Annotated in this window: 23 protein-coding genes; 2 read left to right on the plus strand and 21 right to left on the minus strand. The window is 45.1% G+C overall.

Annotated features, from left to right (window positions below):
* Positions 1-25 precede the first annotated feature (25 nt).
* The 6 genes from ABCM67_RS02235 to ABCM67_RS02260 form a co-directional block, all read right to left on the minus strand.
* Positions 26-2,392, minus strand: a complete 2,367-nt coding sequence (locus ABCM67_RS02235; protein ID WP_118752479.1) for an ATP-dependent DNA helicase — start codon at positions 2,390-2,392, stop codon at positions 26-28.
* Between the two features lie 178 nt (positions 2,393-2,570).
* Positions 2,571-2,792, minus strand: coding sequence for an HPr family phosphocarrier protein (locus ABCM67_RS02240; protein ID WP_015525837.1), 222 nt, complete (start codon positions 2,790-2,792; stop codon positions 2,571-2,573).
* A 398-nt stretch (positions 2,793-3,190) separates the two neighbouring features.
* Positions 3,191-4,510, minus strand: a complete 1,320-nt coding sequence (locus ABCM67_RS02245; RefSeq protein ID WP_015525836.1) for an aspartate kinase — start codon at positions 4,508-4,510, stop codon at positions 3,191-3,193.
* Positions 4,511-4,692: 182 nt separating this feature from the next.
* A complete protein-coding gene (locus tag ABCM67_RS02250) occupies positions 4,693-4,974 on the minus strand; it encodes a DUF2325 domain-containing protein (protein WP_015525835.1) in 282 nt (93 codons plus the stop codon).
* A gap of 143 nt (positions 4,975-5,117) precedes the next feature.
* Positions 5,118-5,807, minus strand: coding sequence for a tRNA (N6-threonylcarbamoyladenosine(37)-N6)-methyltransferase TrmO (gene tsaA, locus ABCM67_RS02255; RefSeq protein WP_021650988.1), 690 nt, complete (start codon positions 5,805-5,807; stop codon positions 5,118-5,120).
* Positions 5,808-5,894: 87 nt separating this feature from the next.
* Positions 5,895-6,761: a GGDEF domain-containing protein gene (locus tag ABCM67_RS02260; protein WP_342992463.1), complete on the minus strand. Its 867-nt coding sequence runs from the start codon at positions 6,759-6,761 to the stop codon at positions 5,895-5,897.
* Between the two features lie 135 nt (positions 6,762-6,896).
* Between ABCM67_RS02260 and ABCM67_RS02265 the strand changes: the two genes are divergently transcribed.
* A complete protein-coding gene (locus tag ABCM67_RS02265; RefSeq protein WP_022426090.1) occupies positions 6,897-7,151 on the plus strand; it encodes a hypothetical protein in 255 nt (84 codons plus the stop codon).
* Positions 7,152-7,225: 74 nt separating this feature from the next.
* Here the strand turns inward: ABCM67_RS02265 and ABCM67_RS02270 are convergent, their stop codons facing one another.
* From ABCM67_RS02270 to ppdK, 12 genes are all read right to left on the minus strand, one after another.
* The gene (locus tag ABCM67_RS02270; RefSeq protein ID WP_147603661.1) at positions 7,226-7,969 is read right to left on the minus strand and encodes a DeoR/GlpR family DNA-binding transcription regulator; all 744 of its coding nucleotides are present in this window, start codon (positions 7,967-7,969) and stop codon (positions 7,226-7,228) included.
* A 71-nt stretch (positions 7,970-8,040) separates the two neighbouring features.
* Positions 8,041-8,298, minus strand: a complete 258-nt coding sequence (locus ABCM67_RS02275) for an HPr family phosphocarrier protein (protein ID WP_015525831.1) — start codon at positions 8,296-8,298, stop codon at positions 8,041-8,043.
* 39 nt (positions 8,299-8,337) lie between these two features.
* On the minus strand, positions 8,338-10,251 hold the full coding sequence (locus ABCM67_RS02280) for a fructose-specific PTS transporter subunit EIIC (protein WP_015525830.1): 1,914 nt from the start codon (positions 10,249-10,251) through the stop codon (positions 8,338-8,340).
* Between the two features lie 20 nt (positions 10,252-10,271).
* Positions 10,272-11,183, minus strand: coding sequence for a 1-phosphofructokinase (pfkB, locus tag ABCM67_RS02285; protein ID WP_022426093.1), 912 nt, complete (start codon positions 11,181-11,183; stop codon positions 10,272-10,274).
* Between the two features lie 352 nt (positions 11,184-11,535).
* Positions 11,536-12,330, minus strand: a complete 795-nt coding sequence (locus ABCM67_RS02290; RefSeq protein WP_147603660.1) for an aminotransferase class IV — start codon at positions 12,328-12,330, stop codon at positions 11,536-11,538.
* Positions 12,331-12,416: 86 nt separating this feature from the next.
* A complete protein-coding gene (pabB, locus tag ABCM67_RS02295; protein WP_021650995.1) occupies positions 12,417-13,838 on the minus strand; it encodes an aminodeoxychorismate synthase component I in 1,422 nt (473 codons plus the stop codon).
* A 4-nt stretch (positions 13,839-13,842) separates the two neighbouring features.
* Positions 13,843-14,430 carry an aminodeoxychorismate/anthranilate synthase component II gene (locus ABCM67_RS02300; RefSeq protein WP_147603659.1) on the minus strand — a complete coding sequence of 196 codons (588 nt, stop codon included), beginning with the start codon at positions 14,428-14,430 and terminating at the stop codon, positions 13,843-13,845.
* 153 nt (positions 14,431-14,583) lie between these two features.
* Positions 14,584-14,793: a DUF1858 domain-containing protein gene (locus tag ABCM67_RS02305; RefSeq protein ID WP_021650997.1), complete on the minus strand. Its 210-nt coding sequence runs from the start codon at positions 14,791-14,793 to the stop codon at positions 14,584-14,586.
* Between the two features lie 152 nt (positions 14,794-14,945).
* Complete coding sequence (locus ABCM67_RS02310) at positions 14,946-16,283, minus strand: MATE family efflux transporter (protein ID WP_342992471.1); 1,338 nt, start codon at positions 16,281-16,283, stop codon at positions 14,946-14,948.
* Between the two features lie 62 nt (positions 16,284-16,345).
* The gene (locus tag ABCM67_RS02315; protein WP_015525821.1) at positions 16,346-16,810 is read right to left on the minus strand and encodes a GtrA family protein; all 465 of its coding nucleotides are present in this window, start codon (positions 16,808-16,810) and stop codon (positions 16,346-16,348) included.
* 141 nt (positions 16,811-16,951) lie between these two features.
* Positions 16,952-18,004 (minus strand): 16S rRNA (cytosine(1402)-N(4))-methyltransferase RsmH, encoded by a 1,053-nt coding sequence (gene rsmH, locus ABCM67_RS02320; protein ID WP_129974628.1) that lies wholly within the window; start codon positions 18,002-18,004, stop codon positions 16,952-16,954.
* A gap of 194 nt (positions 18,005-18,198) precedes the next feature.
* Positions 18,199-20,829: a pyruvate, phosphate dikinase gene (gene ppdK / locus ABCM67_RS02325; protein WP_118513621.1), complete on the minus strand. Its 2,631-nt coding sequence runs from the start codon at positions 20,827-20,829 to the stop codon at positions 18,199-18,201.
* 271 nt (positions 20,830-21,100) lie between these two features.
* Between ppdK and ABCM67_RS02330 the strand changes: the two genes are divergently transcribed.
* Positions 21,101-21,979 (plus strand): aldose 1-epimerase family protein, encoded by an 879-nt coding sequence (locus ABCM67_RS02330; protein ID WP_015525818.1) that lies wholly within the window; start codon positions 21,101-21,103, stop codon positions 21,977-21,979.
* Positions 21,980-22,069: 90 nt separating this feature from the next.
* On the opposite strand, the gene ABCM67_RS02335 is transcribed toward ABCM67_RS02330, so the two are convergent.
* Genes ABCM67_RS02335 through ABCM67_RS02345 form a run of 3 tightly spaced genes read right to left on the minus strand, consistent with a single transcriptional unit; the run spans position 22,070 to position 25,998 of the window.
* The gene (locus ABCM67_RS02335; protein ID WP_110101999.1) at positions 22,070-24,250 is read right to left on the minus strand and encodes an alpha-galactosidase; all 2,181 of its coding nucleotides are present in this window, start codon (positions 24,248-24,250) and stop codon (positions 22,070-22,072) included.
* 27 nt (positions 24,251-24,277) lie between these two features.
* Positions 24,278-25,120, minus strand: a complete 843-nt coding sequence (locus tag ABCM67_RS02340) for a carbohydrate ABC transporter permease (RefSeq protein WP_015525816.1) — start codon at positions 25,118-25,120, stop codon at positions 24,278-24,280.
* A complete protein-coding gene (locus ABCM67_RS02345) occupies positions 25,120-25,998 on the minus strand; it encodes a sugar ABC transporter permease (protein ID WP_092069381.1) in 879 nt (292 codons plus the stop codon). The genes ABCM67_RS02340 and ABCM67_RS02345 overlap by 1 nt, the downstream gene beginning before the upstream one ends.
* Positions 25,999-26,000 lie beyond the last annotated feature (2 nt).

The following is a 26,000-nucleotide window of genomic DNA, read 5'->3' on the forward strand; positions in this document are numbered from 1 at the left end:
AAGTATATCGGATTTCTCCGTTCTGTCAAGTAAACCTCTTCCAGAACGTCTCCACTGCACCTTCTACCGTATCCAGCCTGCAGCCTGTACGGTCCTGCCATTCCCTGGGAAAGATTTCCTGGTAATCCCGATCCCAGAAGCGGTCATCCAGAAGCAATATCACGCCTTTATCCTCTTTTGTGCGGATCACGCGCCCGGCGGCCTGAAGCACCTTGTTCATACCCGGATAGCGATATGCATAATCAAAACCACAGTGATTCTTTTTATCGTAATACTCTTTCAAAATTTCACGCTGACTGCCGATCTGGGGAAGTCCGGTTCCTACGATCACTGCCCCGATCAGACTTTCCCCTGTCAGATCAACACCCTCAGAAAAAATCCCTCCAAGGACACAGAACCCTACCAGGGTACCTTCCCGTTCCTGAAATTCCTCCAAAAATCCTTCCCGTTCCTGTTCTGTCATATCCGGCGTCTGACACACGCAGCGCACCCAGTCTACGGAAAATTCTTCCTCATAAACCTGCAGTACGTCTTCCATAAGACGATACGACGGAAAAAACACCATATAATTTCCCTGCCTCTGCCAGACACATCTGGCAATATATCCGGCGATCTTCCGGTATTCTGCACGATTTCTCCGGGTATACCGGCTGCTTACGTCGCTGCCGATAAGAATCCTGCGGTTTTCTTTTGGGAAAGGAGACTGCACATAAATCCCATAGGCATCACGGTCTGTTGTCAAAAGCTCCCTGTAATAGAGCATGGGAAACATTGTAGCTGAAAAGAAAATAGCACTTTTCCCTTTTTTCAGGTATTCTCCCAGATTTTCTGCCGGGTTCACACAGAACAGCCTCAGACGAAATCCTTCTTCTGCGCTGTTTTCGGTATATACTACATAATTTTCATCTACCAGCTCTGAAACATTTAAAAAATCACGCACTATAAAATAAAATTCCAGTATTTCCCTGCGTAGTTCTTCTTCCAGTTCTTTTTCCTCCAGTATTTCTTCCAGTTCACCTGATATCGTAAGAAATGTGATCGGCAGTACTCCGGGATTGGGAAGCACCTGATACCCTTTTCCTGTTTCCGCAAGATTCTCTTCCAGTTCCATCATCTGGCGATTTGCTTTATCCAGTGTTCTGGCCAGTTTTGAAAATCTCTTTCTTATCTTCTTTCGAAGTGCTACCAGACTCTGACGGGAAATACCGGCACTGTACATCTCTCTGCCACGTTCTACCAGATTATGTGCCTCATCGATCAGAAAAATATAATCCCCGGAAATATTTTCCCCGAAAAAACGTTTCAGATGAACATTGGGATCAAACACGTAATTATAATCACAGATGATCCCGTCTACCCAGATTGAAAGATCCAGACACATTTCAAAAGGGCACACCTGCCATTTTTCTGCATGAGCACGGATCACTTCTCTGGAATATACCTCTTCAGTGGTCCAGAGCTCATAAACCGCATCATTTACACGGTCAAAATGCCCCTTTGCATAAGGACATTTCTCCGGTGTACATTCCGGAGTATCCTGAAAACACAGCTTTTCCTTTGCCGTGATCGCCGTTACCTTGAATTTCAGACCTTTTTCCCGCAGGATGTGAAATGCCTCCTGCGCCACAGTTCCTGTGATGGTTTTTGCGGTAAGATAAAAAAGTGTTTCACCTTTTCCCTCACCGATGGCGCGCACGGACGGAAAAATGGCAGACATGGTTTTTCCCACACCGGTAGGCGCCTGAACAAATAAGGTCTTCCCGCTGGAAACCGTATGGTACACACCACTAACGATATCTCGCTGCCCTTCTCTGTATGGAAACGGAAACTGCAGATCCTTCATGGATGCATTTCTCTCTTTTTTCCAGTTAAGAGAATATGCGATCCATTTGTGATAGGCATCCAGAAGCTTCTGATACCAGCCTTTAAGCTCCTCTATGGAAAAATCCTCACGAAATCTCCTGGTTTCCTCCGTCTCAAGATGAGCGTAGGTCATCTGAATGTGGATTTCAGAAATCCCTTCTTTTTCTCCCCAGATCAGTCCGTAACACATGGCCTGGGCACGGTGAACAGGTATTGGCATGTCCATTGCCTGGACATTTCCGTAAGTCCCCTTGATCTCATCAATATAAACGGCTCCGTCCTCTGTAAAGATCCCATCTGCACGGCCCTCGACCTGAATGACCACATCGTCGTATTCACTTTCTTTTTTCAGAGAAACCTCTGCCTGATAATCGCCCTTCATACTCCGCTGTATCTTGCGGTGAAGCCTTCCGCCTTTTAACATGGCTTCCTTATCTCCGGATGTCCCACTGCTGTTATCCAGATCTCCGCTCCTCAGTATAAATTCCACAAGATTTCTGACAGAAATCCGCACTCTTGGTTTTTCCATATTTTCACTCCCGGCAGCTGCCGGAATTCCAGTCCGACAGCTATTCTTTTTCCATGCTATACCAGGATTATACCATAAAATATGATCCGAAAGCTTCCCATAATAAAAAGGACGCATGTTCTGCTTTTTTTCTCATGAACTGCGCCCTTTTATCACCGTTTTTCTTTATTCATATTTCTCAACCTGCTGCATACTTGGAAAGAACACGATTAAAATCCTCATCTTCTCCGTAACACTTTACTGTCAGAGTCTTTGTCAGATCCAGACTCAAAAGTCCGAGGATCGACTTTGCATCAATGATAATACGGTTATAAAATACATCAATATCAAAATTACATCTGCTGGCTGCACTGACAAACTCCTGTGCACTTTTTTCATCCAGTTTGATCTGTTTCTCCATAGCTGACCGCCTGCCTTTCTGATTTTTTCATATTTCAGTTTTACACAAAAGTTAAGTTTTTGTCAATACTGTTTATTTCATATCAAACTTTTTTCGACACAATGTACAATATCTTTGTCTTTCCTTTGGAAATCCTGTTGAATTTGATTGTATTATTTTTAGATAAATCTTGGATTTTTCCATAAAAATCCGCCGCAGGACGGTATGTTACACGTACTGCGGCGGTTTTAAATAAATCGGATATTCGGAATCCGTTTCCGGATTTATATAAATCGGATATTCGGAATCCGCTTCGCTACTTCCTCATAAACAAAATCCGTTTCCGGATTTATATCAATCGGATATTCGGAATCCGCTTCGCTACTTCCTCATAAACAAAATCCGTTTCCGGATTTTGTTTATATCCGTGTCAGAACAAAAATATCGTAGATTGCTCTGACTGCTTTTTCGAAATCACGATTCTCTACACCGATGATGATATTCAGTTCACTGGAACCCTGGTCGATCATTTTTACGTTTACATTTGCATGGGCAAGAGCAGAGAAGATCCTTCCTGCAGTGCCTCTCTGGGATTTCATTCCACGACCAACAACTGCGATCAGTGCAAGGTCAGATTCCATCTCCACAAAATCAGGCTGCACCAGACGGTGGATACCTGCGATAACCTGCTGCTCTTTCTCCTCAAATTCGTCCTGATGAACATATACAGTCATGGTATCGATTCCGGATGGTACATGCTCAAAGCTGATTCCCTGATCTTCAAATACCTGAAGTACCTTGCGTCCGAACCCGATCTCACTGTTCATCATGGATTTCTCGATATTAATAGAGCAGAAGCCTTTCTTTCCGGCGATACCGGTAATAGTGAATTTCGGCTTCTTACAGGTGCTCTCTACGATCAGAGTACCTTTATCCTCCGGGCTGTTTGTGTTACGGATATTGATCGGAATTCCCTCTTTACGAACCGGGAAAATGGCATCCTCATGAAGAACAGTAGCTCCCATGTAGGAAAGCTCACGAAGCTCTCTGTATGTGATCGCCTCGATAGGCTCCGGATTGTGAACGATACGCGGATCTGTTACAAGAAAACCGGAAACGTCCGTCCAGTTCTCATAAATATCTGCATGGATAGCCTTTGCAACCAGGGAACCTGTCACATCAGAACCACCTCTGGAAAATGTCTTTACCGTGCCATCTGCACATGCGCCGTAAAATCCCGGAATAACCGCATGCTGGGATTTGCTGAGTTTTTTGGAAAGGAGTTTATTGGTCTCCTCCGCTTCCAGATTACCAGCTTTATCAAAACGGATCACAGAAGCTGCATCCACAAAATCATATCCAAGATATGCAGCCATGATCTTACCATTGAGGAACTCTCCTCTGGATGCCGCATACTGGATTCCTGCTTGTGCACGGAAATCCTCATCGATCTTCTTGAACTCCTCCTCAAGAGAAAGGCTCAGTCCGAGTCCCTTGATGATCTCATAATATCGCGCCTTGATCGCATTGATCTTCTCAGTGATATCCTCCCCTTTGGATGCTGCGTCATAACATCCATAAAGCATATCCGTCACTTTGATATCCTCGTCAAATCTCTTTCCCGGAGCTGACGGAACTACATAACGGCGGCTCTCATCACTGCGGATGATATCGCCCACTTTCTGGAACTGCTCCGCATTTGCAAGAGAACTTCCACCGAATTTTACAACTTTTTTCATGATAACACCTCTCACCTGTAATTTCGACTTCCAGCGCCGCCTTTTCACCATTCACTGCAACGCTTTACCACAGAAACCTACGGCTATTTTATTGAATAATTTGTAATTTTGCAAGCCTTTCCGTAACATTTCTGCAAAAAAAGTCAAATTATACAAGAGAAAAGTATCTCCTGACCTGTTTCTTATGCACAGTACTGCTTCAGAATGTTCTCGAGAGCTGCAGCGCTGCTTGTGTGACAGCGGCATACCGGAATGGATTTTTTCTTTGCTTCTTCTACTGCGCAGTTTACCATTTTGTGGGAAACGGTACTGGTGAACAGGATCATCAGATCCGGCACCCCGATCTTTTTCTTCATGGCTCCTTTTTCCTTGGCAAAAACTTTCGCCTTGCATCCGAAGCCTTTGCAGATATCCTCATACTGACATACCATTCTTTCATTACCGCCTACAATTACAACGCTCATAATTCACTCTCCTTTGATCTCTGAACTTTTATATGACTGTTTCAAGGTTATTTTAAACTAACTTTACTTTTAAAATATTGAGTTAGCACTTGCTAACTCATTTATTATAATACCATCTTACAAAAAGTTTGTCAAAGGTAATTTTAAATTCTGTCTGATTTTTTATATCCTGTGATCTCGCATACTGTAAGTATGCCGTTTTTTACCTGAAAATGAACATCCATTCCTGCAAAAGGCATTCCGTATATCCTCTCCGGATCTTTCTGGTAGGCAGGCCTCGGATCCTCTCTGAGCACGCCTTCCAACGCAGTAAGCTTATCCTCCGGAATCCTTGCCTTCCATTCTTCCGGGATCTCTACCTGCAGAAAATGCTGCTCCACCTTCGTCGCAAAGCCGCCCAGTGCTTCCGGATGGCAGTCTGCCACAGGCAGATATGGCTTGATATCATAGATGGGGGTTCCGTCCATCAGGTCCGCACCGGATACGATCAGTACAGGAGCTTCTTTGCTTTCCAGATCGATTTTTTCAAGCTTCACACAGGATAAGCCTACAGGATTGGGACGGAAGGGCGATCTGGTGGCAAATACGCCCATCCTTTCATTTCCGCCCAGGCGTGGCGGACGTACTGTAGGGGACCAGTTCTCACGGATCGACTGTGAAAACTCCCACAGCAGCCAGATATGCGAAAAATCTTCCAGTCCTTTTACCGCTTCCCGTACCCGGTATTCCGGTTCAAAAACAATACAGGCTGTCAGTTCTTCCACTCGACCGCTCTGACGCGGGATTCCGAATTTTGTCGGAAAATCACTTCTGATCCTTGCGATTATCTTCATATCCCTATTCTCCCTTTCACTTGCCAGATATACACCTCATGCGCCTGTTACATAATTCTGCTTTCAATGACTGTCATGTCATTTCCGTCAGATTCTCTTGTAGGCAACACAGTTTTTTTGCCGCTTGGCCTGATAGAGAAGCCTGTCCGCTTCCATCACTCCATCTCTGACCTTACAGCTTCCATATACACCTCCCACGCTCATGGAAAGCCAGATTTCTTTGTATTCCGGCACATCTGCCATTGCGATCTCTTCCCGGATATCTTCCAGCTTCTGCTGAAATACCTTTTCCGGGATTTCTTCAAACATCAGAAGAAATTCGTCTCCTCCATAACGCAGTACCACGTCATCTGCCCGCACATGCTCAAAGATCGTTCTGACAATGGTACAAAGCGCCGCATCTCCAGCTACATGGCCATAGCTGTCATTGATCTGTTTAAAATTGTCCACGTCGATCATAGCTATAGCCCCCATCTTATCCAGGGATTTCAGCTGTTCCTCAAAATATCTCCGGTTTCTGGCACCAGTCAGCGGATCTTCATATAATTCCCGGTTGAATCTGCTGATCTTATCGATCAGAAATCCGCTTCCATAAGCTCCCAGAAAGATCTTATCCGTCATTTTAAAGACCATTTCCATGACAAGAGGTGTCCCGTCTATAACCACATATTTGGCGATTACCTGATAAATGTCATCATTGACGAACTCAAATTTCGTCATTTTGTTTTTACGGGCAAAAACTTTGGCAGAAATACAGTTCTCACATCTTCTGCCTTTATTCCACACTGCAAAGCATTTATGTTCTGCTTCATAAGAGCAATCGTCTAAGCCAATATTTACCGGAGCTGTACGGCTAACATCCACCAGTCTTACAATGTCAAAAACCGTCTTCAGCATTTCTATTTCCATATTTACTTCCCGGGCAGTCATAAATACACCCTTATCTTTATCCATAGTATTATCCTGCGTTTCTGAAATATTATATACATTCATGATAACATATTGCACATCAATTCACAATTGTATTTCATCGTCGTTTATGCTATTGTATAGTGTATAAGAAGTAATATTTTTATCAGGAGGTTTCATATGGCACAGAGACGTACAAAGATAGAAGTACTCAATGAGAAAATTTCCAAAGTAGATTCCAAGATTGCTGCCTGCACCGAAAAGATAGCAGCGCTGGAGGATGAAAAAACTGCACTGGCAGCTCAGCTGGATGAGATCCGCAAAGCTGAAAAAAAGGCAAAGGAAGCTGCTGAACTGAAACGTCTGCTCAAGCTGATGCAAAAAAAAGACATTTCCGTAGAAGATCTAGAAGCCATGATCTCCAGGGAAGCCTGAAACAGATCCTCAGCAAACAAAAAACCGGTTTACGAAGAATTTTTTCTTCCAAACCGGTTTTTTTTGCGATCTTTCTATGATACGATCTGTATATTTCTGCAATCTTTATATTCTTTGGAACAGCTTTCCGTCAGGATCACTGCTCCGTCAAATGAAAAGAACGTCACCGCACTGATCTGTCCGAATTTGGAGCTGTCAGACACTACGTACTTTTCCAGACACTGCTCCATGGCGGTTCGCTTTACCAGTGCTTCATTGGATTCCGGCGTGGTAAAGCCTTCTCTCTGAGTCATCCCGTTGGTCCCGAAAAAGCCCTTTGTAAAATGATAATTCTTCAGCATCTGCATGGCCTGACTTCCGATCACAGCTTCCGTAGATCCCTTCAGTTCTCCGCCGATCAGCAGCACACGGACTCCCATCTGAGCCAGAGCCCTGGCATGGGAAACACCATTGGTGACAAAAGTCGCCCCGGAGCCTTCCAGATGCTCCAGCATATATCCGGTAGTCGTTCCCGCATCCAGATACACAAAATCTTCCGGACGGATCAGAGCTGCCGCATAGGCTGCGATCTTCTTTTTTTCTTCAATATTCAGCTCAACTTTCTGGGCTACGGTAGGCTCATAGGCATTGACAGTATGTTCCAGTGCCACCGCACCGCCAAAAACCCTGGTCAGCTTCCCCGCCTTGTAAAGCGCCGTGATGTCTCTGCGGACCGTAGATTCCGATGCATCCAGGATATCTTTCAGTTCTGTTACCGTAACACTGTTTTTTTCTCTGAGAAGGTCGAGTATGATCTCGTATCTCTGCTCCGTCAGCATTCCTTTTCCTCCTTCAAAAAAGACATCCCGATCGACCGGACCGGGATGCCTTCTGTTCACTCATTCTGAGATTACAGGTTCTCCTGCATGAATTTGCTTACTGCCTCGTATGCTGCATCCTCATCTGCACCATCGAATGTAAAGGTAACCTCATGTCCCTTCTTTACGCCAAGTCCCATAAGTGCAAGAAGCTTTCTGCACTCTACAGTCTTGCCGTCCTTCTCGATAGTGATCTTGGACTCGAAACCTTTTACAAGCTTCACAAGCTCTCCGGCCGGACGTGCATGGATTCCTTCGTTATCTGTTACCACATACTTGAATTCTTTCATTTCTTTATCCTCCAGTTTTTTATTTTAATTTAAAAAAATTTAAGCAACTTTTTTCTTCAGTACCCCGAGAAGTACAGCTGAGATCAGAGTTCCCACAACCAGTGCGACCAGATACATCATTGCATTACCTACAACCGGGAATACGAAGATTCCGCCATGTGGTGCCATCAGTGTACAGTTGAAGAACATGGAGATCGCTCCAGCTGCTGCGGAACCGACGATACAGGACGGAAGTACATGGACCGGGTCAGATGCCGCAAAAGGAATCGCACCTTCTGTGATAAATGCAAGTCCCATAATAAAGTTGGTCGGTCCTGCCTCACGCTCTTCTTTTGTAAATTTGTCTTTAAACAGCAGGGATGCGAGTGCGATGGCACACGGAGGAGTCATACCTCCCACCATAACTGCTGCCATAATGTCATAGTTGCCTGCCGCAATAGCTGCTGTACCAAATACATATGCTGCTTTGTTGAACGGGCCGCCCATATCAATGGCCATCATACCACCAAGAACCAACCCTAAAATTACTTTACTTGAATTTCCCATGCCTGTCAAGGCATTATTTAATCCTGTATTAATACCGCCCATGATCGGCTCTACAACGAAGGTCATACAGAGTCCCATAAGAAGGACACCAACAACCGGATAGATCAGTACAGGCGCTATTTTTTCCAGTGCTTCCGGAAGCTTATCACAAACCTTACGAAGTCCAAGGATCAGATATCCTGCAAGGAAGCCTGCAAGAAGTGCTCCGAGGAAACCGGATTTTCCGTTTGCCGCGATCATACCGCCCACAAGTCCAACTGCAAGTGCCGGTCTGTCACCGATGGCCATTGCAATAAATCCGGCCAGGATCGGAAGCATGAAACCAAATGCGGTTCCACCAATGTTTTTCAGAACAGCCGCTACCGGTGTGATGGTACCAAAGTTTGCTCTCTGGTCTGCAGGAAGGGAACTCAAATCTACACTTAAACCATCGATCAAGAATGCTAGAGCGATCAGGATACCACCGCCTACAACCAGTGGAAGCATATGAGATACCCCGTTCATCAGCTGCATATAGATCTTGTGGCCTGCTCCGCCGCCTGCTTTTGCATTTGAGGAAGAGCTCTGACTGCCTGCTGCTGCATGATATACCGGAACATCTCCGGAAATCGCACGTTCAACAAGCTGGTCCGCTTTGCTGATTCCATCTGAAACCTGACATTCGATGACTTTCTTTCCATCGAAACGATCCATGGGAACCTTGGCATCTGCAGCTACAATGATGCAGTCTGCCTCCCGGATCTCCTGATCCGTAAGTACATTTTTTGCTCCACCGGAGCCTCGTGTCTCTATTTTAATGAAACAGTCTTTCGCCTTTGCTGCTTTTTCCAGTCCCTCTGCTGCCATGTAGGTGTGGGCAATACCTGTGGGGCAAGAAGTAACTGCCAGCAGTTTAGCTCTGGCTCCTTCGGAACTTCCTGTATCTGCCAGTCTTTCATCAATATCTTTTTTCTCCTCATCGGCCTTGTCGATGATCTCCATAAATTCATCTACAGAACCTGCGTTGCGTAAGGATTCTGTAAAATTATCATCCATCAGCATTACGGAAAGCTTGCTGAGTACATCCAGATGAATGTTATCTTCTGTATTCGGTGCTGCGATCAGGAAAAGAAGGGTAACCGGCTCATCATCCAGTGCCTCAAATTCCACGCCGTTTTTTACTACCATGGCAGCAAGTCCCGGTTTCTTTACCGCATCACATTTTCCATGAGGAATAGCGATTCCCTCACCGATTCCTGTCGTACTTTCTTCCTCTCTTAAATACACCTGTTTCCGATAAGCTTCCCTGTCACTGATCTTTTCACTTTTTACCATAAGATCTACGGCCATGTCCAGAGCTTCAGATTTCGTCTTCGGTGCAGCATCCAGTGATATGCTTCGTTTGTCAAGCAGATCTGTGATTCTCATCTTCCCTTCTCCTTTCTTCTTTACCCCTCTGTTACCTGTTCATATACTGCCTGAACCTCTTCCCTTGTGGCAAGATTTTCAGAAAATGCACTTGCGCTTCCTGCGGAAATTCCCATATGGAATGCATATTCGTGATCCTGTTTTTCCATCCAGCCTGCCATAAAGCCTGCTACCATGGAATCTCCGGCTCCTACGCCGTTTACCAGTGTTCCTTTCGGCGCCGGTTTCTCAAACACCTGACCGTTTTCTGCTACCAGGACAGCTCCCTCACCGGCCATTGAGATCAGCACGTTTCTGGCTCCTTTTTCCTGGAGCTTCTTTCCGTAAGGGATTACATCCTGACGGTTCTTAAGCTCTACGCCGAAGATTTCTCCAAGCTCATGGTTATTGGGCTTCACCAGGAACGGATGATACTTCAGGACATTTACAAGAAGATCTCTCGTTGCATCCACAACGATCATCACGCCTTTTCCGTCCAGTCTCGCCATGATCTTCTCATACATATCATCCGGCATAGATGAAGGAATACTTCCTGCCAGAAAAAGCACATCTCCCTCTTTCAGTGTGTCAAGCTTCTTCATCAGCTCCTGAACCTTTTCAGCGCTGATCTCCGGTCCCATTCCGTTGATCTCAGTCCCATCAATAGATTTCAGCTTCAGGTTGATCCTTGAAACGCCTTCCGGGATCCTGATAAAATCAGATCTCACTCCCATCTCCTCAAGCTTTCTTACAATCTCATCTCCGACGAATCCTGCCATGAAACCAAGTGCTGTATTCTCGATTCCAAGATTCATCAGCACGGTGGAAACGTTGATTCCCTTTCCGCCCGGAAGCATCAGCTCAGAGCTTGTTCGGTTGGTAAGTCCGAGTTTAAAATCCTCCACGGAAACGATATAGTCCAGAGACGGATTAAAAGTAACTGTGCAGATCATTTTTTCTCCTCCCATATCTTTTATCCTGCGGTTTTTGACCGCTTTTTGTTGTTTTTCATTTGTTGAACTCAGTATACTTCCAAATTCATTCAAAGTCAATCAAATTACTTCACAAAATTCATGAACGTTTTTGGTTGAGTTTGCACAAAAAACGTGCATCAACCTTAGCTTTCCCTGGTTAATGCACGCTTATCTCTGACTGTATTGGTCACTTTCATTCAAATTCCGTTATAAATCTATGTACCATTACAAATTCCTGTTTATATTACCTCCATCCTCAGGTATATTTCCCGGAAAACCGGATCTTCACATTCCATCACCTTTCCTGAATGTGATAGTTTCGCAATAACATTTATCTGATTTGTTTCTTATTCGCAGTATCTCTGACCATCTTCCGATATCTTCTCATCAGCTCCCTTGTCACTTTGTCTTCCTCAAACTGGATTCCTCCGATCTGACGCACCGGCATGATTCCCATCAGGGAATTTGTGACAAAGCATTCCTGATACCATTTAAGATCCTGAACATAGATATAGGTTTCTTCCACCGCTTCCGTGTCACAGAGATATTCACGGAGGATTCCCGGAAGAAGTCCGCAGCTGACTTTTGGTGTATAGATCACGCCTTTTCGCACAAAGAATACATTACTTACTGTCCCTTCCGATATCTGTTTCTTTGTATTCAGAAACAACCGTTCATCCATTCCTGCTGCTGTAGCATTTCGTTTTTCCAGGATACAATCTCCGTAATTCATGGTTTTGTGATATACAAGAGGTGATGTTTCATTTCGTTTTACCTTGCTGACATCCATGATAAAGCCTTTTTCATAATTCTCCGGCGTATAATGATTGGCACGAAGAGAATACACTGCATTTTCCTTTGTAAGCATAAGCTTCAGCGCACAGTGTTCCAGTCCGTCAAATTCTTTCTGCACCTCCGGGCGTTTTTTTTGTTCTTCCAGATATTCTTCGATCCTCCCGGCTGTGATCCCACGTACTGCCGGATCACCCAGCTTCAGGAAATCTGCCGCTCGTTCCAGTCTTTTCAGATGCTTTTCCAAAAGTATGGGGATTCCCTGCTCTATTCCTATGGTCTCAAACGCTCCCAGACCGAACTGAAAACATTCGTCTAAGGTTATGTTGTTCATTTCCTTTGACCTCCTTATGAAGTGTCCCTGTCAGATTCTCTGATCTGTCCACAGAGCCTTTCACTTTTACCGTTCTGTATGTTTCTCTACTGCAGTGCATCCAGGATTGCTTTCGCCTTCTGCAGAGTTTCCTCATACTCAAATTCCAGATCTGACTCTGCTGTGATCCCGCCGCCGACACCAAGGTGATATTTTCCGTCTTTATGAAGGGCTGTACGGATCACAATATTGAAATCGCAGCTTCCGTCCAGTGTCAGGTAGCCGATAGAGCCTGTATAAAGATTTCTCTTTCCGTGTTCCAGCTCGTCAATGATCTCCATGGCACGGTATTTCGGCGCACCGGTAATAGAACCGCCGGGGAATGCAGCCTCCAGAAGATCCATGACATTTTTTCCTTCTTCCAGTTTTCCTTCAATATCCGATACCAGATGAAAAACCGTAGCGTATGCTTCCACTGTAAAAAGCTCGGTTACCTTCACGCTTCCCGGTGTACATACCCGGTTCAGATCATTTCGCTCCAGGTCTACGATCATAAGAAGTTCACTCTTATCTTTTCCGGAATCCTGAAGCTCCCGACGGAGCATTTCATCTTCCTCAGATGTTACGCCACGTTTTCTTGTTCCCTTTATAGGACGGGTATTTACATGACGGTCTTTCATCTTCAGAAAACGTTCCGGAGATGCACAGACGATCTGATAATCTCCGAAATCCAGATATCCGCCGAAAGGAGACGGATTATTTTTCCGAAGATCATAAAAAACATCCAGAGGTGGTTTTTCGCTTTCAATGGTCAGCTGCTGCGTCATATTGGCAATATAGATATCGCCCTCTATAATATAGCGGATCATCCGATCTACTGCCTGTTTGTATTCTTCTTTCTCAAAGTTGGGATGAACCTGGATCCTGAATTTCTCACGGTGAGAATTTTCCGTGACCATCTTGTTTCCGGATTCCTTTTTTTCCCCTGTTTCCGATCCTTCCTGTTTCCCCGCCTCTGTAAATTCCCGGATTGCTTTTTCCATCGCTCTGATTTCTGCTGCAGCGTCTGCACTGATTCCGTTTGACACAAGATAGGTTCTTTTTTCCTGACAGTCTTCTATGATAAAACAGTCATAAAACGTCAGAACTGCCTCCGGAACAGTCACAAGATCCTTTTCTCCGGATGGTACTCCCATCTGTTTTCTTCCGTAATCATAGGAAAAATATCCTACTGCACCGGATACGATGGGAAGTCCGCTGTTATTTTTGTCTTCATGGGTATTTAAATATTCCCGCATATAGTCTTCAAAGGTTGTTTCTGTTTCCGGCCTTCCGTTGATAGTAAAGTTCTCTCCGTCCTTTACCAGCTTCAGATACGGACATCTTCCGATCACGGAATAATGTCCCAGCTCATTGACAAGGGAGGAATCCAGAAACGCTGCTCCGGGTTCTCCCTCGTAGATCCGAAAAATGTCCACTGCCGGGATATATGGGGTCAGTTCTTTTATTCTTCGCTGATTTTTGTACATATTTTTACTCCTCCTTCTGAAAATTCTCCGCGATCCTGCAAAAATTCTCAAGAAGCTCATGTCCATATTCCGTAAGAACGGCTTCCGGATGGAATTGCACACCATAGATAGGCAATGCTTTATGGGAAATTCCCATAACAGCACCATCATCAGAAAGCGCATCCACCTGATACTCCTCCGGAATGCTGTCTTCCCGCACGATCAGGGAATGGTATCTTGTCACCTTGTATTTCTCAGGCAGGCCTGCAAACACTCCTGTTCCGTGGTTGCGGATCTCTGTTACTTTTCCGTGCATGGGACACACGCCCTTTTCCACTACTGCTCCCGCACAGTGGCCAATCACCTGATGGCCCAGACAGACACCAAGAACAGGAATCCTCCCCTGAAATCTTTTTACAGTATCTACGCAGAGCTTCGCATCCCAGGGACGCTTCGGTCCCGGAGAAAGGATGATTCCTTCCGGGTTCAGCTCTTCCAGCTCCTCCAGGGTGATCTCGTCGCAGCGTCTGACCAGGATCTCTCTTCCAAGCTCCTGAAAATATGCCTTGAGATTATAAACAAATGAATCGAAATTATCGATCATCACATACATGCTTTTTTCCTCCATATCAAGCAGATATTTAAGACTCTCTTTATCGTCTGCTCACAAAAAAAGGGATAACGACGGCATGCCAAAAAGACATGCACAGTCGTTATCCCCTTGCGGTCCGTAATCTGTACGTTCTAATATAAATTGTACTGCTGATTATTTCTGCTTCTTGGTTTCCTCATAATGATGGATGTCTGCCAGTACAGCGTTTACATCAAGTCCGTGTACCATACATGCCTCCTCAAGAGACTCACCAATAGAAGACGGACAGCCGATGCAGTGCATTCCTTCCTGCATAAGAATGTATGCGATCTTCTCATCGTATGCAAGCATCTCGCCCATTGTTGTTTCCTTTGTGATTTCCATGATCTATATTCTCCCTTCTGGATCTGTAATCTTACCCGGAATCCCGGTTTCCTGGTTTCCTGGTTTTTTCCGCAGTTATAATATCATTATAACTGTATCTTCCATAATTGCAAGCCTAAATTTATTCTTTTCATTTTCTGTATTATACCCACTCAGGCAGTAGTTTCCTTTTTTCCCCTGCTCCACTTTTTCATCACATAAATATAATACGGGATCAGAGGGATCAGCGCTGCGATCCATGCGGCAGGATCTGCCAGACATACACCTGCAAAACTTGTTTTTCCTGCAACAAACATAACGATCGCACTTCTTGCCGCCAGTTCAAACACACCGCCCAGCATGGGAACCAAGCCATATCCCAGTCCCTGAAGTCCGTTTCTGTAGAGAAAGATACTTCCAAGGAACGGATATGCCCAGAATACCGTATGAAAATAAGTAACAGAAACATTAATAACATCCGTCTGGGATTTGTCAATAAATAACCAGGTCATGTACTTTCCGAAAAAGAACATAATGATCATAGTGATCACACTCCAGATCAGGATCATGATCTGGGTATATTTCATTCCTGCTTTTACACGGTCCATCTTTCCGGCGCCCCGGTTCTGTCCTACATAGGTTGCCATCGTCGCACCAAAAGCTACAAATACAGTTGCAATAATATTCTGTATTTTTCCCGCAGCGGAAAATCCTGCCATATATACAGAACCGTAAATATTTACCGCACCCTGCACAATAATGGTTCCGATCGCTGTGATGGAAAACTGAAGTCCCATGGGAATACCAAGGGCCAGCAGATAACGGAAGCTGGTAAAAGAAACTTCAAAGTTTTCTTTCTTCAGATGCAGGATCGGGAACTTTTTGATAATATAGATCAGGCAGCAGACTGCGGAAATTGCCTGCGCGATAACCGTAGCATAGGCACAGCCTTCCACTCCCATCCCGATTTTTACAATAAACAGAATATCCAGGAACACATTGATCACTGCCGAAATGATCAGAAAATACAGCGGAGATTTTGAATCTCCAAGTGCACGGAGAAACGCTGCCAGTGAATTATATGCCGCTGTTACAATCAGGCCTGCATAAATAATTCCCATATATCCCTTCACAGATCCCATCAGATCCTCCGGTGAATTCATCAGCCGCAGAATCGGTTCATTCAAAGCCTCAAAGCCAATGGTCATCACAATGGCAAAGGCTGCTGCCAGATAAATGGACATAGCTACGTAATGACGCATCTTATCATATTGCTTCGCCCCGAACCACTGGGATACCAGAATGGCAAAGCCACTGCTCAGTCCGTTAAGCCATCCGGTAACAAAAAACATCAGTGAACCGGTGCTTCCGATTGCAGCCAGCGCATCTACTCCCAGGAACTGCCCCGCAACAATGGAATCCGCAATGTTATAAAACTGCTGAAAAATATTTCCGAGACACATGGGAATCATAAAGCGGATGATCAGGCTCACCGGATTTCCCACGGTCATATCATTGGTCTTGTCCTTTGTCAATTTCAGTCCAACTCCTTTTCCACAAATATAACTATCTTTTATTTTTTAAAAACAATCAATTTACTGATCACATAATTCAATACGATCACAACCACCTGAGCAACAAGTTTCACTGCCATGCTGTTAAATCCAAGCCAGGTGATAAATACCGCAAGGATTGCTTCCTCCACAATCAGAGTAAAGAGCCGTCCTCCGAAAAACGAAGCCATCTGCTTTAAAAATCCGGCGGCGGAATCCACCTGCCCGTCGAATACCCATGTCCTGTTTGTAAAATACTGGAACAGTACGCAGACCACCCAGCAGATCACATTGGCAATCAGCGCATTCATGCCCAGGCCCTTATCCAGCCATGCATACAATGCAATGTTCAGAAAAAATGTGAGCCCTCCAAAGAACAGATACATCAGAACTTCCTTATGTTTCTTATAAAAAGGTTCAAATATATTCAGCACCGGAAGATGCATCAGTTTATCAAAAATGTCCTTCTTTTCCTCCACATCCATACCCTTTCTCCTATTCAGTTTAAGCCGTAGCTTTATCATATGTAAACTTATATAACATAGCAAAAAAAATCCCGAATGTCAACGCATTCCAGGATTTTTCTGTTTCTGTATTTGTATCAGAACTGCTCTTTCACTCTTCACTCAGGCCTTCACAGCCCAGCGCATCTTCGTGGATCTGGCGCGCCCATTCTGTGCACATTCCTGTGCGGAAGGACGGATCACATCTTTTGAATAGTCGGAATAGATGCCGTCTTTATAGCCCTGCTTTAAGGCTTTCTTTACCAGCTTGTCCTCTCCGGAATGGAAGGTAAGGATTGCTACACGGCCGCCTGGCTTCAGCGCTCCGGGAAGTTTTTCCATAAAATCATAGAGGACCTCGAATTCCCGGTTCACATCAATACGCAGTGCCTGGAAAACTCTCTGGCATGTTTTTTTCACCGTGTCTTTCCTCTCTTTTTCAGGAAGGAAAGACAATGTCTTCTCAATGACTTCACGAAGCTTCGTAGTGGTATCTATGTGGTTTCCTCTTCGGATCTCATCTGTGATGGCCTTCGCGATCTCCTCACAGTACGGCTCATCGGAATTCTCATCCAGCATTCCGGCAAGCTCTTCTCTTGAAATGGTATCCAGACGCTGTGCTGCGCTGATCCCGGTTTCCTGGTTCAGCCTTAAATCCAGAGGACCATCCACCTTAAAGGAAAACCCTCTCTTGGGATTGTCGATCTGCATAGAAGACACCCCAAGATCCGCAAGGATAAAATCAAAGCCTCCAACTTCCTCTGCGATCTCATCAATGGTGCAGAAATTCTGGAGTTTAATTGTCAGGATATCTTCTCCGAATCCCTGCTCTGCCAGACGTTTTCTTGTCTTGGCAGATTCTTCCGGGTCCACATCCGTGGCGTACATGTGTCCCTGACCTCTCAGACATTCCAGCATGGCCTTTGTATGCCCACCGTAACCAAGTGTAGCATCAAATCCAACCTGTCCCGGCCTAATCTCCAAAAAATCAATGATCTCTTTTACCATAATGGAAATATGCATTCCAGCCGGTGTGTTTCCCTTGCTGATCACATGTTCAATGGTATCCTTATACTTTTCAGGCTGAAGCTCTTTATATTTCTCCTCGAATTTCTTCGGATATTTTCCTTTATATCGTACACGTCTCTTATGAGGTGTCTGTGATTCCTGATTCATAAAATTCTCCTTATCCTCCGGCTTTATCTGCCCTGTTTCTTTCATGATACCATGAATCCTATTTTTCGTAAACCGTCGGAATACTTCAAAAAATATCATAAAGAAAAAAAGCCTCTGACAATCTGTATTTCTACAGACTGCCAGAAGCTTTATATATGCTCAGACTGAAACTTCAGCCTGAAATGTATTCTTACTTATGCGTTCTTCTTAGCGATTGCTGCCTGTGCTGCTGCAAGACGAGCGATCGGTACACGGAACGGTGAGCAGGATACATAGTCAAGTCCGATCTCGTTGCAGAACTCTACGGAAGACGGATCTCCACCGTGCTCACCGCAGATACCTACGTGAAGTTTCGGGTTAACCGGTTTTCCAAGCTCGATAGCCATCTTCATAAGTTTGCCGACACCTGTCTGGTCAAGCTTAGCAAATGGATCGTTCTCGAAGATCTTAGCATCATAGTATGCGTTAAGAAACTTACCAGCATCATCACGGGAGAATCCGTATGTCATCTGTGTAAGGTCGTTTGTACCGAAGCAGAAGAAGTCAGCCTCTTTAGCGATATCATCAGCTGTAAGAGCTGCTCTCGGGATCTCGATCATAGTACCAACCTCGTACTCAAGGTCAGAACCTGCTGCTTTGATCTCAGCATCTGCTGTCTCTACAACGAATTTCTTAACATATTTAAGCTCTTTGATGTCACCAACAAGCGGAATCATGATCTCCGGTTTGATGTTCCAATCCGGATGATTCTTCTTAACGTTGATAGCTGCACGGATAACAGCGCTTGTCTGCATCTTAGCAATCTCTGGATAAGTAACAGCAAGACGGCATCCACGATGTCCCATCATCGGGTTGAACTCGTGAAGGGAAGCGATGATTGTCTTGATCTGCTCTACAGTCTTGCCCTGAGCATCAGCCAGTTTCTTGATGTCCTCTTCCTCTGTAGGAACGAACTCATGAAGTGGCGGATCAAGGAAACGAATTGTTACAGGATTTCCTTCAAGTGCCTCATAGAGTTTCTCGAAGTCTCCCTGCTGCTCCGGAAGGATCTTAGCAAGTGCTGCTTCTCTCTCCTCTACTGTCTCAGAGCAGATCATCTCACGGAATGCATCGATTCTGTTGCCCTCAAAGAACATATGCTCTGTACGGCAAAGACCAATTCCCTCTGCACCAAGCTCACGAGCTTTCTTAGCATCAGCAGGAGTATCAGCGTTTGTACGAACTTTCATTGTTCTGTACTTGTCAGCCCATCCCATGATACGTCCGAACTCACCAGCGATCTTAGCATCTACAGTCGGGATAAGTCCGTCATAGATGTTACCTGTTGTACCATCAATGGAGATTGCATCTCCTTCATGGAACTCTTTACCAGCAAGTGTGAATTTCTTGTTCTCCTCATCCATAGCGATATCGCCGCATCCGGATACACAGCAGGATCCCATACCACGAGCAACTACAGCTGCGTGAGATGTCATACCACCACGAACTGTCAGGATACCCTGAGCAGCTTTCATACCTGTGATATCCTCTGGGGATGTCTCAAGACGAACAAGAACAACTTTCTCTCCTCTTGCAGCCCACTCAACAGCGTCCTCTGCAGAGAATACGATCTTACCGCAAGCAGCTCCTGGAGAAGCACCAAGACCTTTACCCATCGGTGTAGCAGCTTTAAGAGCAGCTGCATCGAACTGCGGATGAAGAAGTGTATCAAGGTTACGAGGATCGATCATTGCAACAGCCTCTTCCTCAGTTCTCATTCCCTCATCAACGAGGTCACAAGCGATCTTAAGAGCAGCCTGTGCAGTTCTCTTACCATTACGTGTCTGAAGCATATACAGTTTACCATGCTCTACAGTAAACTCCATATCCTGCATGTCTCTGTAATGTTTCTCAAGAGTCTCGCAAACCTGTTTGAACTGTACGAATGCTTCCGGGAACTTCTGCTCCATCTCGGAGATGTGCATAGGTGTACGAACACCAGCAACTACGTCCTCGCCCTGTGCATTGGTAAGGAACTCACCGAACAGACCGTTAGCACCTGTAGCAGGGTCACGTGTGAAGGCAACACCTGTACCACAGTCATCACCCATGTTACCGAATGCCATCATCTGTACGTTAACAGCTGTACCCCAGGAATATGGGATATCATTGTCACGACGATATACGTTCGCACGTGGGTTGTCCCAGGAACGGAATACGGCTTTGATTGCGCCTACCAGCTGCTCCTTCGGATCAGTTGGGAAATCAGAACCGATTTTGGATTTATACTCAGCTTTGAACTGGTCAGCAAGCTCATGCAGGTCAGCAGCTGTAAGCTCAACGTCCTGCTTAACACCTCTCTTAGTCTTCATCTCATCGATGAGCTCCTCGAAGTATTTCTTACCAACTTCCATAACTACGTCAGAGTACATCTGGATGAATCTTCTGTAGCAGTCCCAAGCCCAACGCTCATTGCCGGATTTCTCAGCAAGAGTGTTAACAACTTCTTCATTTAAACCAAGGTTGAGGATTGTATCCATCATACCTGGCATAGATGCTCTCGCACCAGAACGAACGGATACAAGCAGAGGATTTTCTTTGTCACCGAATTTCTTACCGGTAACTCCTTCCATCTTGGTAATTGCTTCCATGATCTGAGCCATGATCTCATCGTTGATGGATCTGCCATCCTCGTAGTACTGTGTGCAGGCCTCTGTTGTGATTGTGAAGCCCTGCGGTACAGGAAGACCGAGGTTTGTCATCTCAGCAAGGTTGGCACCTTTGCCGCCCAGAAGATTTCTCATAGTAGCATTACCTTCTGTAAACATGTAAACCCATTTTGCCATTTTACATTTTCCTCCTAATTATTGTTCTTTAAAACATAAAAAATGTATGTTTTCTACGCACATAATTATTTTATAGATTTATCCTTCATTAGTCAAGGTTATTCTTCCAAAAAACAGTAATTTCTCTTGTGAAATATGACAGATTTTCCAGTTATATTTTTCACAGATTGTATTTTTCTCGTTATCATCTGAAAAATGTGCTAAAATAGAAAAAAACATGCAGCAATTCCGAGGTAATATTACCCGAATGCTGTCATACAGGAGGTTTATCATGACACGAACGATTGAAAATAGCTTTCTTAAGATTTCCGTTTCCGATCACGGTGCTGAACTCACCGGCATCTATGACAAGACTAATGACAGGGAGATCCTCTGGCAGGCAGATCCGGCTTACTGGAAACGCCATGCGCCTGTACTTTTTCCCAACGTGGGACGTAACTACAAAGATATCTGGCGTCTGAACGGAAAGGAATATCCTTCCAGCCAGCACGGCTTTGCAAGAGACAGCGATTTTATCTGCACGGATATCACCGATACTTCCCTTTCCTTTGTCCTTAAGTCCTCTGAAGAAACCCTGAATGTTTATCCGTTTGCTTTCGCTCTGAAGATCACCTACACTCTGAAGAAGCACGACCTGGAAGTATGCTGGGAAGTAGTTAATAATGATTCTGAAACTATGTATTTTACCATCGGCGGCCATCCGGCATTCCGTGTTCCGGTACGTGAAGGCGAATCCCAGAGTGATTACCGTCTTGCTTTTGAAGGCCTGGACACTCTTACCTATCTCCTTATCGATACGTCTGTAGGAACAGTCCTTGCTGACGAGCCACATACACTTTCCCTTGAAAACGGAACCTGTTCCATTGCTCCTCACATGTTTGATAAAGACGCTCTTGTTTTTGATAACGGCCAGATCCAAAAGGCCGGTATCCTCTTCCCGGACGGAACTCCATATCTGACACTTACCAGTGAGGGCTTCCCGAATTTCGGTATCTGGTCCGTACCCGGTGCTCCCTTCGTATGCCTGGAGCCGTGGATGGGACGCTGTGATGACTGTGGTTTTGAAAAGCCTCTTTCCGAAAAAGCAAATATCAATGTGCTGAAACCGGATGAGGAATTTATCAAGAGCTATCAGATCACCGTACACTGAGCTATGATAAAAAAAGATCCGCCATACATCGGCTTTTTCAGCTGTCTGTATGACGGATCCTTTTATTTATCTTACTGTCTCAATACGCTCTTATTCTCTCACAAAATGATACTGATAAGCTCTGTACTCCCCAAACTCTGCAGGAAGCGGCATTCCACCATGCATCAGAGCAGCTCCGGAATAGATTCTGCCGGTAGTCTGTTCCTTATAAAGTGCACTCTCATCAAGGCCGCGAAGCTGCACATAATTCACAGTCATATTTCCATGGATCTCCTCCATGACAACATTGAGCAGAACTTCTTCCTGAGAATTTCCAACGATTTCCCATGCACAGACCTCACTCTTAAACGGATCTGTCAGGCGATAGTACCGTCCGTTCTGGATCAGTGGCGCATATTTACGGAATTCCCCGATCTGGCTGCGGACCTCATCTTTTTCTTCCTCAGTCAGCTTCAGAAGATCCAGCTCGTAGCCGAAGGTTCCGGACATAGCAACCACACCTCTGGTATGTAACGGAGTGATCCTTCCTGTCTGATGGTTCGGCACTGCAGATACATGTGCTCCCATGGCCGATACCGGATATCCGAAGGAAGTGCCATACTGGATCCGAAGCCTGTCAATAGCATCAGAGTTGTCGCTGCACCAGATCTGCGGTGTGTAATACAGCATACCTGCGTCAAATCTTCCGCCGCCGCCGCTGCAGCCCTCGATCAGAAGATCCGGATAACGGTTCACCATACGGTCCAGAAAATCGTACAATCCCAGGACATAATCATACATTACACGTCCCTGATCCTTGGTCATTACGGAAAATACATCCATCAGGCTTCGATTCATGTCCCATTTAACGTACTCAATATTGGCATTATCCAATACCGCACTGATCTGTCCGAAGATTCCGTCTACAACTTCTTTTCTGGAAAAATCAAGTACCAGCTGATTTCTGGATCTCACTGGTTTTCTTCCCGGAATCGTAAGTGCCCAGTCCGGATGCTCGCGGTAAAGATCACTGTCCTCAGAGATCATCTCTGGCTCGATCCAGATACCGAATTTCACTCCGAGGTCATTGACTCTTTTTACCAGTCCGCCGAGAGTCTCTCCAAGCTTCTTCTCATTGACATACCAGTCCCCAAGACCACTGTTGTCATCGTCACGTTTTCCAAACCAGCCGTCATCCAGAACCAGCATATCGATACCAAGGCTCCTTGCCTCTTTTGCCAGATTATATAAAGTCTCCCCTGTAAAATCAAAATATGCTGCCTCCCAGCTGTTTACCAGCACCGGACGAACCTCTGTCTTATATTTACCACGGCAGATATGATGACGGATGCAGCTGTGCAGATTCTGGGAAAGACGGTTCATTCCCTGATCTGTGTAGCTTAAGATCACCTCAGGTGCATAGAAGGTCTCCCCGGCTTCCAGCGGATACCGGAAGCACTCCTCCTGTACACCAAGGAGCATTCTTGTCTGATTGTACTGATCTTTAAGAACCTCACCCTGGAAATTTCCACTATATACAAAGGACATAGCATAGCAGCCTCCATGATCCTCTGTTGTGTCCTTCTCTGCCAGGATCATCATCGGATTATACTGATGGCTGGATGTGCCACGGACACTGCCGATCATCTGACTTCCATGAGCCACCGGTACTCTCTGCAGATTCCGCTCCATGGCATGTCTTCCGTAAAAAGTAAGCAGGTCATAATCTCCGTAAAGAAAATCCAGTTCTGCGGACATCACCTTGTTCACATAGATCTTCTCACTGCTCTGATTGCGGATATAGACGCTTCTTGTAATGATATCCAGTTCCGGAAGTACACCGTAAAGAAGCATGGCCTCCACGCCAGTAGCCGGATCCTCCAGTACGATCTCCAGAGTCTGTGCCTCATCATTATCTGCATAAACCGCCGGAAGCCCCGGAAGGCTGTATTTACCGTCACGGATAGTATAGTTCTTGTAACGCATATCACAGCTCATGCTTCCGTCACCGTTTTCCAGCATCAGTGATGCACTGCGGAAATCTCCGTTTCCGTAGCAGGAAAGCTCCTGTGGAAGAGAGTCCATGGAATAGGTTCTGTCTGTTCCCGCATCATAGGGATTTCCGGAAAATCCTCTGTCATAGTAGGTCAGAAGATAATCCATGCAGCCTTCTGCCTTTTTACCATAATAGAGATGAAGAAGAAATCCGTACTGATCCACCTGCATCTGATATGTAGTTTCTTTTGTCTGCAGGGTAAACGTTCTGTCTTTCTCGCAGTAGATGATTCCCATATGTGAATCCTCCTTTTTCTTGTGTTTTTATTTTACGGCACCGTTTACAACACCATTTAAAATATGCTTCTGGCAGATCAGATAAAACAGAAGGATCGGAAGCAGTGCCAGCAGATAAGAGGCAAACGCAAGGTTATAGTTTGTTCCGAACTGAGTCTGGAAATTCAGCTGTGCCAGAGGCAATGTGGTTCCACCCGTAGATCCGGACATGATAACCAATGGAGTCATAACATCATTCCAGGTTCCAAGTGCTGTCAGAACTGCCACTGTGGCATGCATCGGCTTCATGATCGGAAAGATGATCTTCCAATATGTTTTCCAGGTGCTGGCTCCATCCACACAGGCAGCCTCCTCAAGGGCCATTGGAATGTTTGTCAGATATCCGGAATAAAGAAGCACGTTCATAGGCATATAAAATACCGTGTAAAGAATGATCACACCGACTTTGTTATCAAGGCCCATCTCAGCAGTCTGCTTTACAAGCGGCATCATCAGGATAGCAAACGGAACAAACATACCGCTCACTACATAGAGATAGATAAATTTATAAAATTTACTTCTCTTGTTTCTGGCTATAGCATAACCTAAAAGTGAATGAATTACAATAGCAAGAACCACTGTGATCACAGTGATCAATACACTGTTTCCAAGAGAATGCCAGAAGTCTGTTACCTCCATAGCTTCCCTGAAATTGGCAAGACTGAATTTCTCTGGCAGAGACAGGATCCCGGCTACACTGTTGGTCATCTCTGTCGGCTGCTTGAATGCGATCACAATTGTCATATAAAGCGGAAATACCACTGTGATAAGGCCAAGGATCAGAAGGATCGTTACCGGCCAGTTCGCTTTTTCTCTTACTTTCGTTTTCATTACAGCTGCTCCTCCTTTTTCCCTGTGATAGTCAACTGCACTGCAGAAATGATCACGATCACAATAAAGAATATAACCGCATTGGCACTCTGGAATCCAAACTGACCGCCACTCATACCATTGTTATAGATCAGATAGGAAATGGATTCTGTACTCTGTGCAGGACCACCCTTTGTCAAAGCCATGATCTGATCAAATACCATCAGGAAGTTTTTCACACAGAGAACCATGTTGATGCTGAAAAACGGAACGATCAGCGGGAATGTCAGGTAACGGAACTTACTGAATCCGGTAGCACCGTCAATAGCTCCTGCCTCGTATACATCCTCCGGCACTGTCTGGAGGCCCGAAATATAGATAATGGTATTCATTGCGATGGACTGCCATGCACAAACGATCACGATGGCTACCCATGCAAGGCTCGTACTGGAAAGCATGCTGGAAGACAATGTTTTATTTCCGATCATCTTTCCGAATGCAGGCAGGATATATGTAAAGAAATAATTGAAAATATATCCTACGACCAGTGCGCCAAGTACATTAGGAATAAAATAAGCTCCACGCATTGCACTCTTGAAACGGATCTTGCTGTTCAGTCCAAGTGCCAGGATCAGGCTGAGTACATTCGTTACGATAGTTGCCACGATGGCCAGCTTAAAGGTAAACAGATAGGAACCGCCAACACGGCTGTCTGTAAAAAGATCCTTATAGTTTCGAAGTCCTACCCAGTCATAGCTTCCATAGCCTTTAAAGTTCGTAAAGCTGTAGATCACACCCTTGATCAGAGGCAGTGTGTTAAAGCAGAAAAATAATGCCACGATCGGAATGGTGATCAGAAGAAAGGTCAGCTTTCTTCCACTCATAGATTTTTTTCCCATGA

The organism is Blautia sp. 2227st1_G12_2227SCRN_220401 (genome assembly GCF_039062885.1).
Taxonomy (GTDB): domain Bacteria; phylum Bacillota; class Clostridia; order Lachnospirales; family Lachnospiraceae; genus Blautia_A; species Blautia_A fusiformis.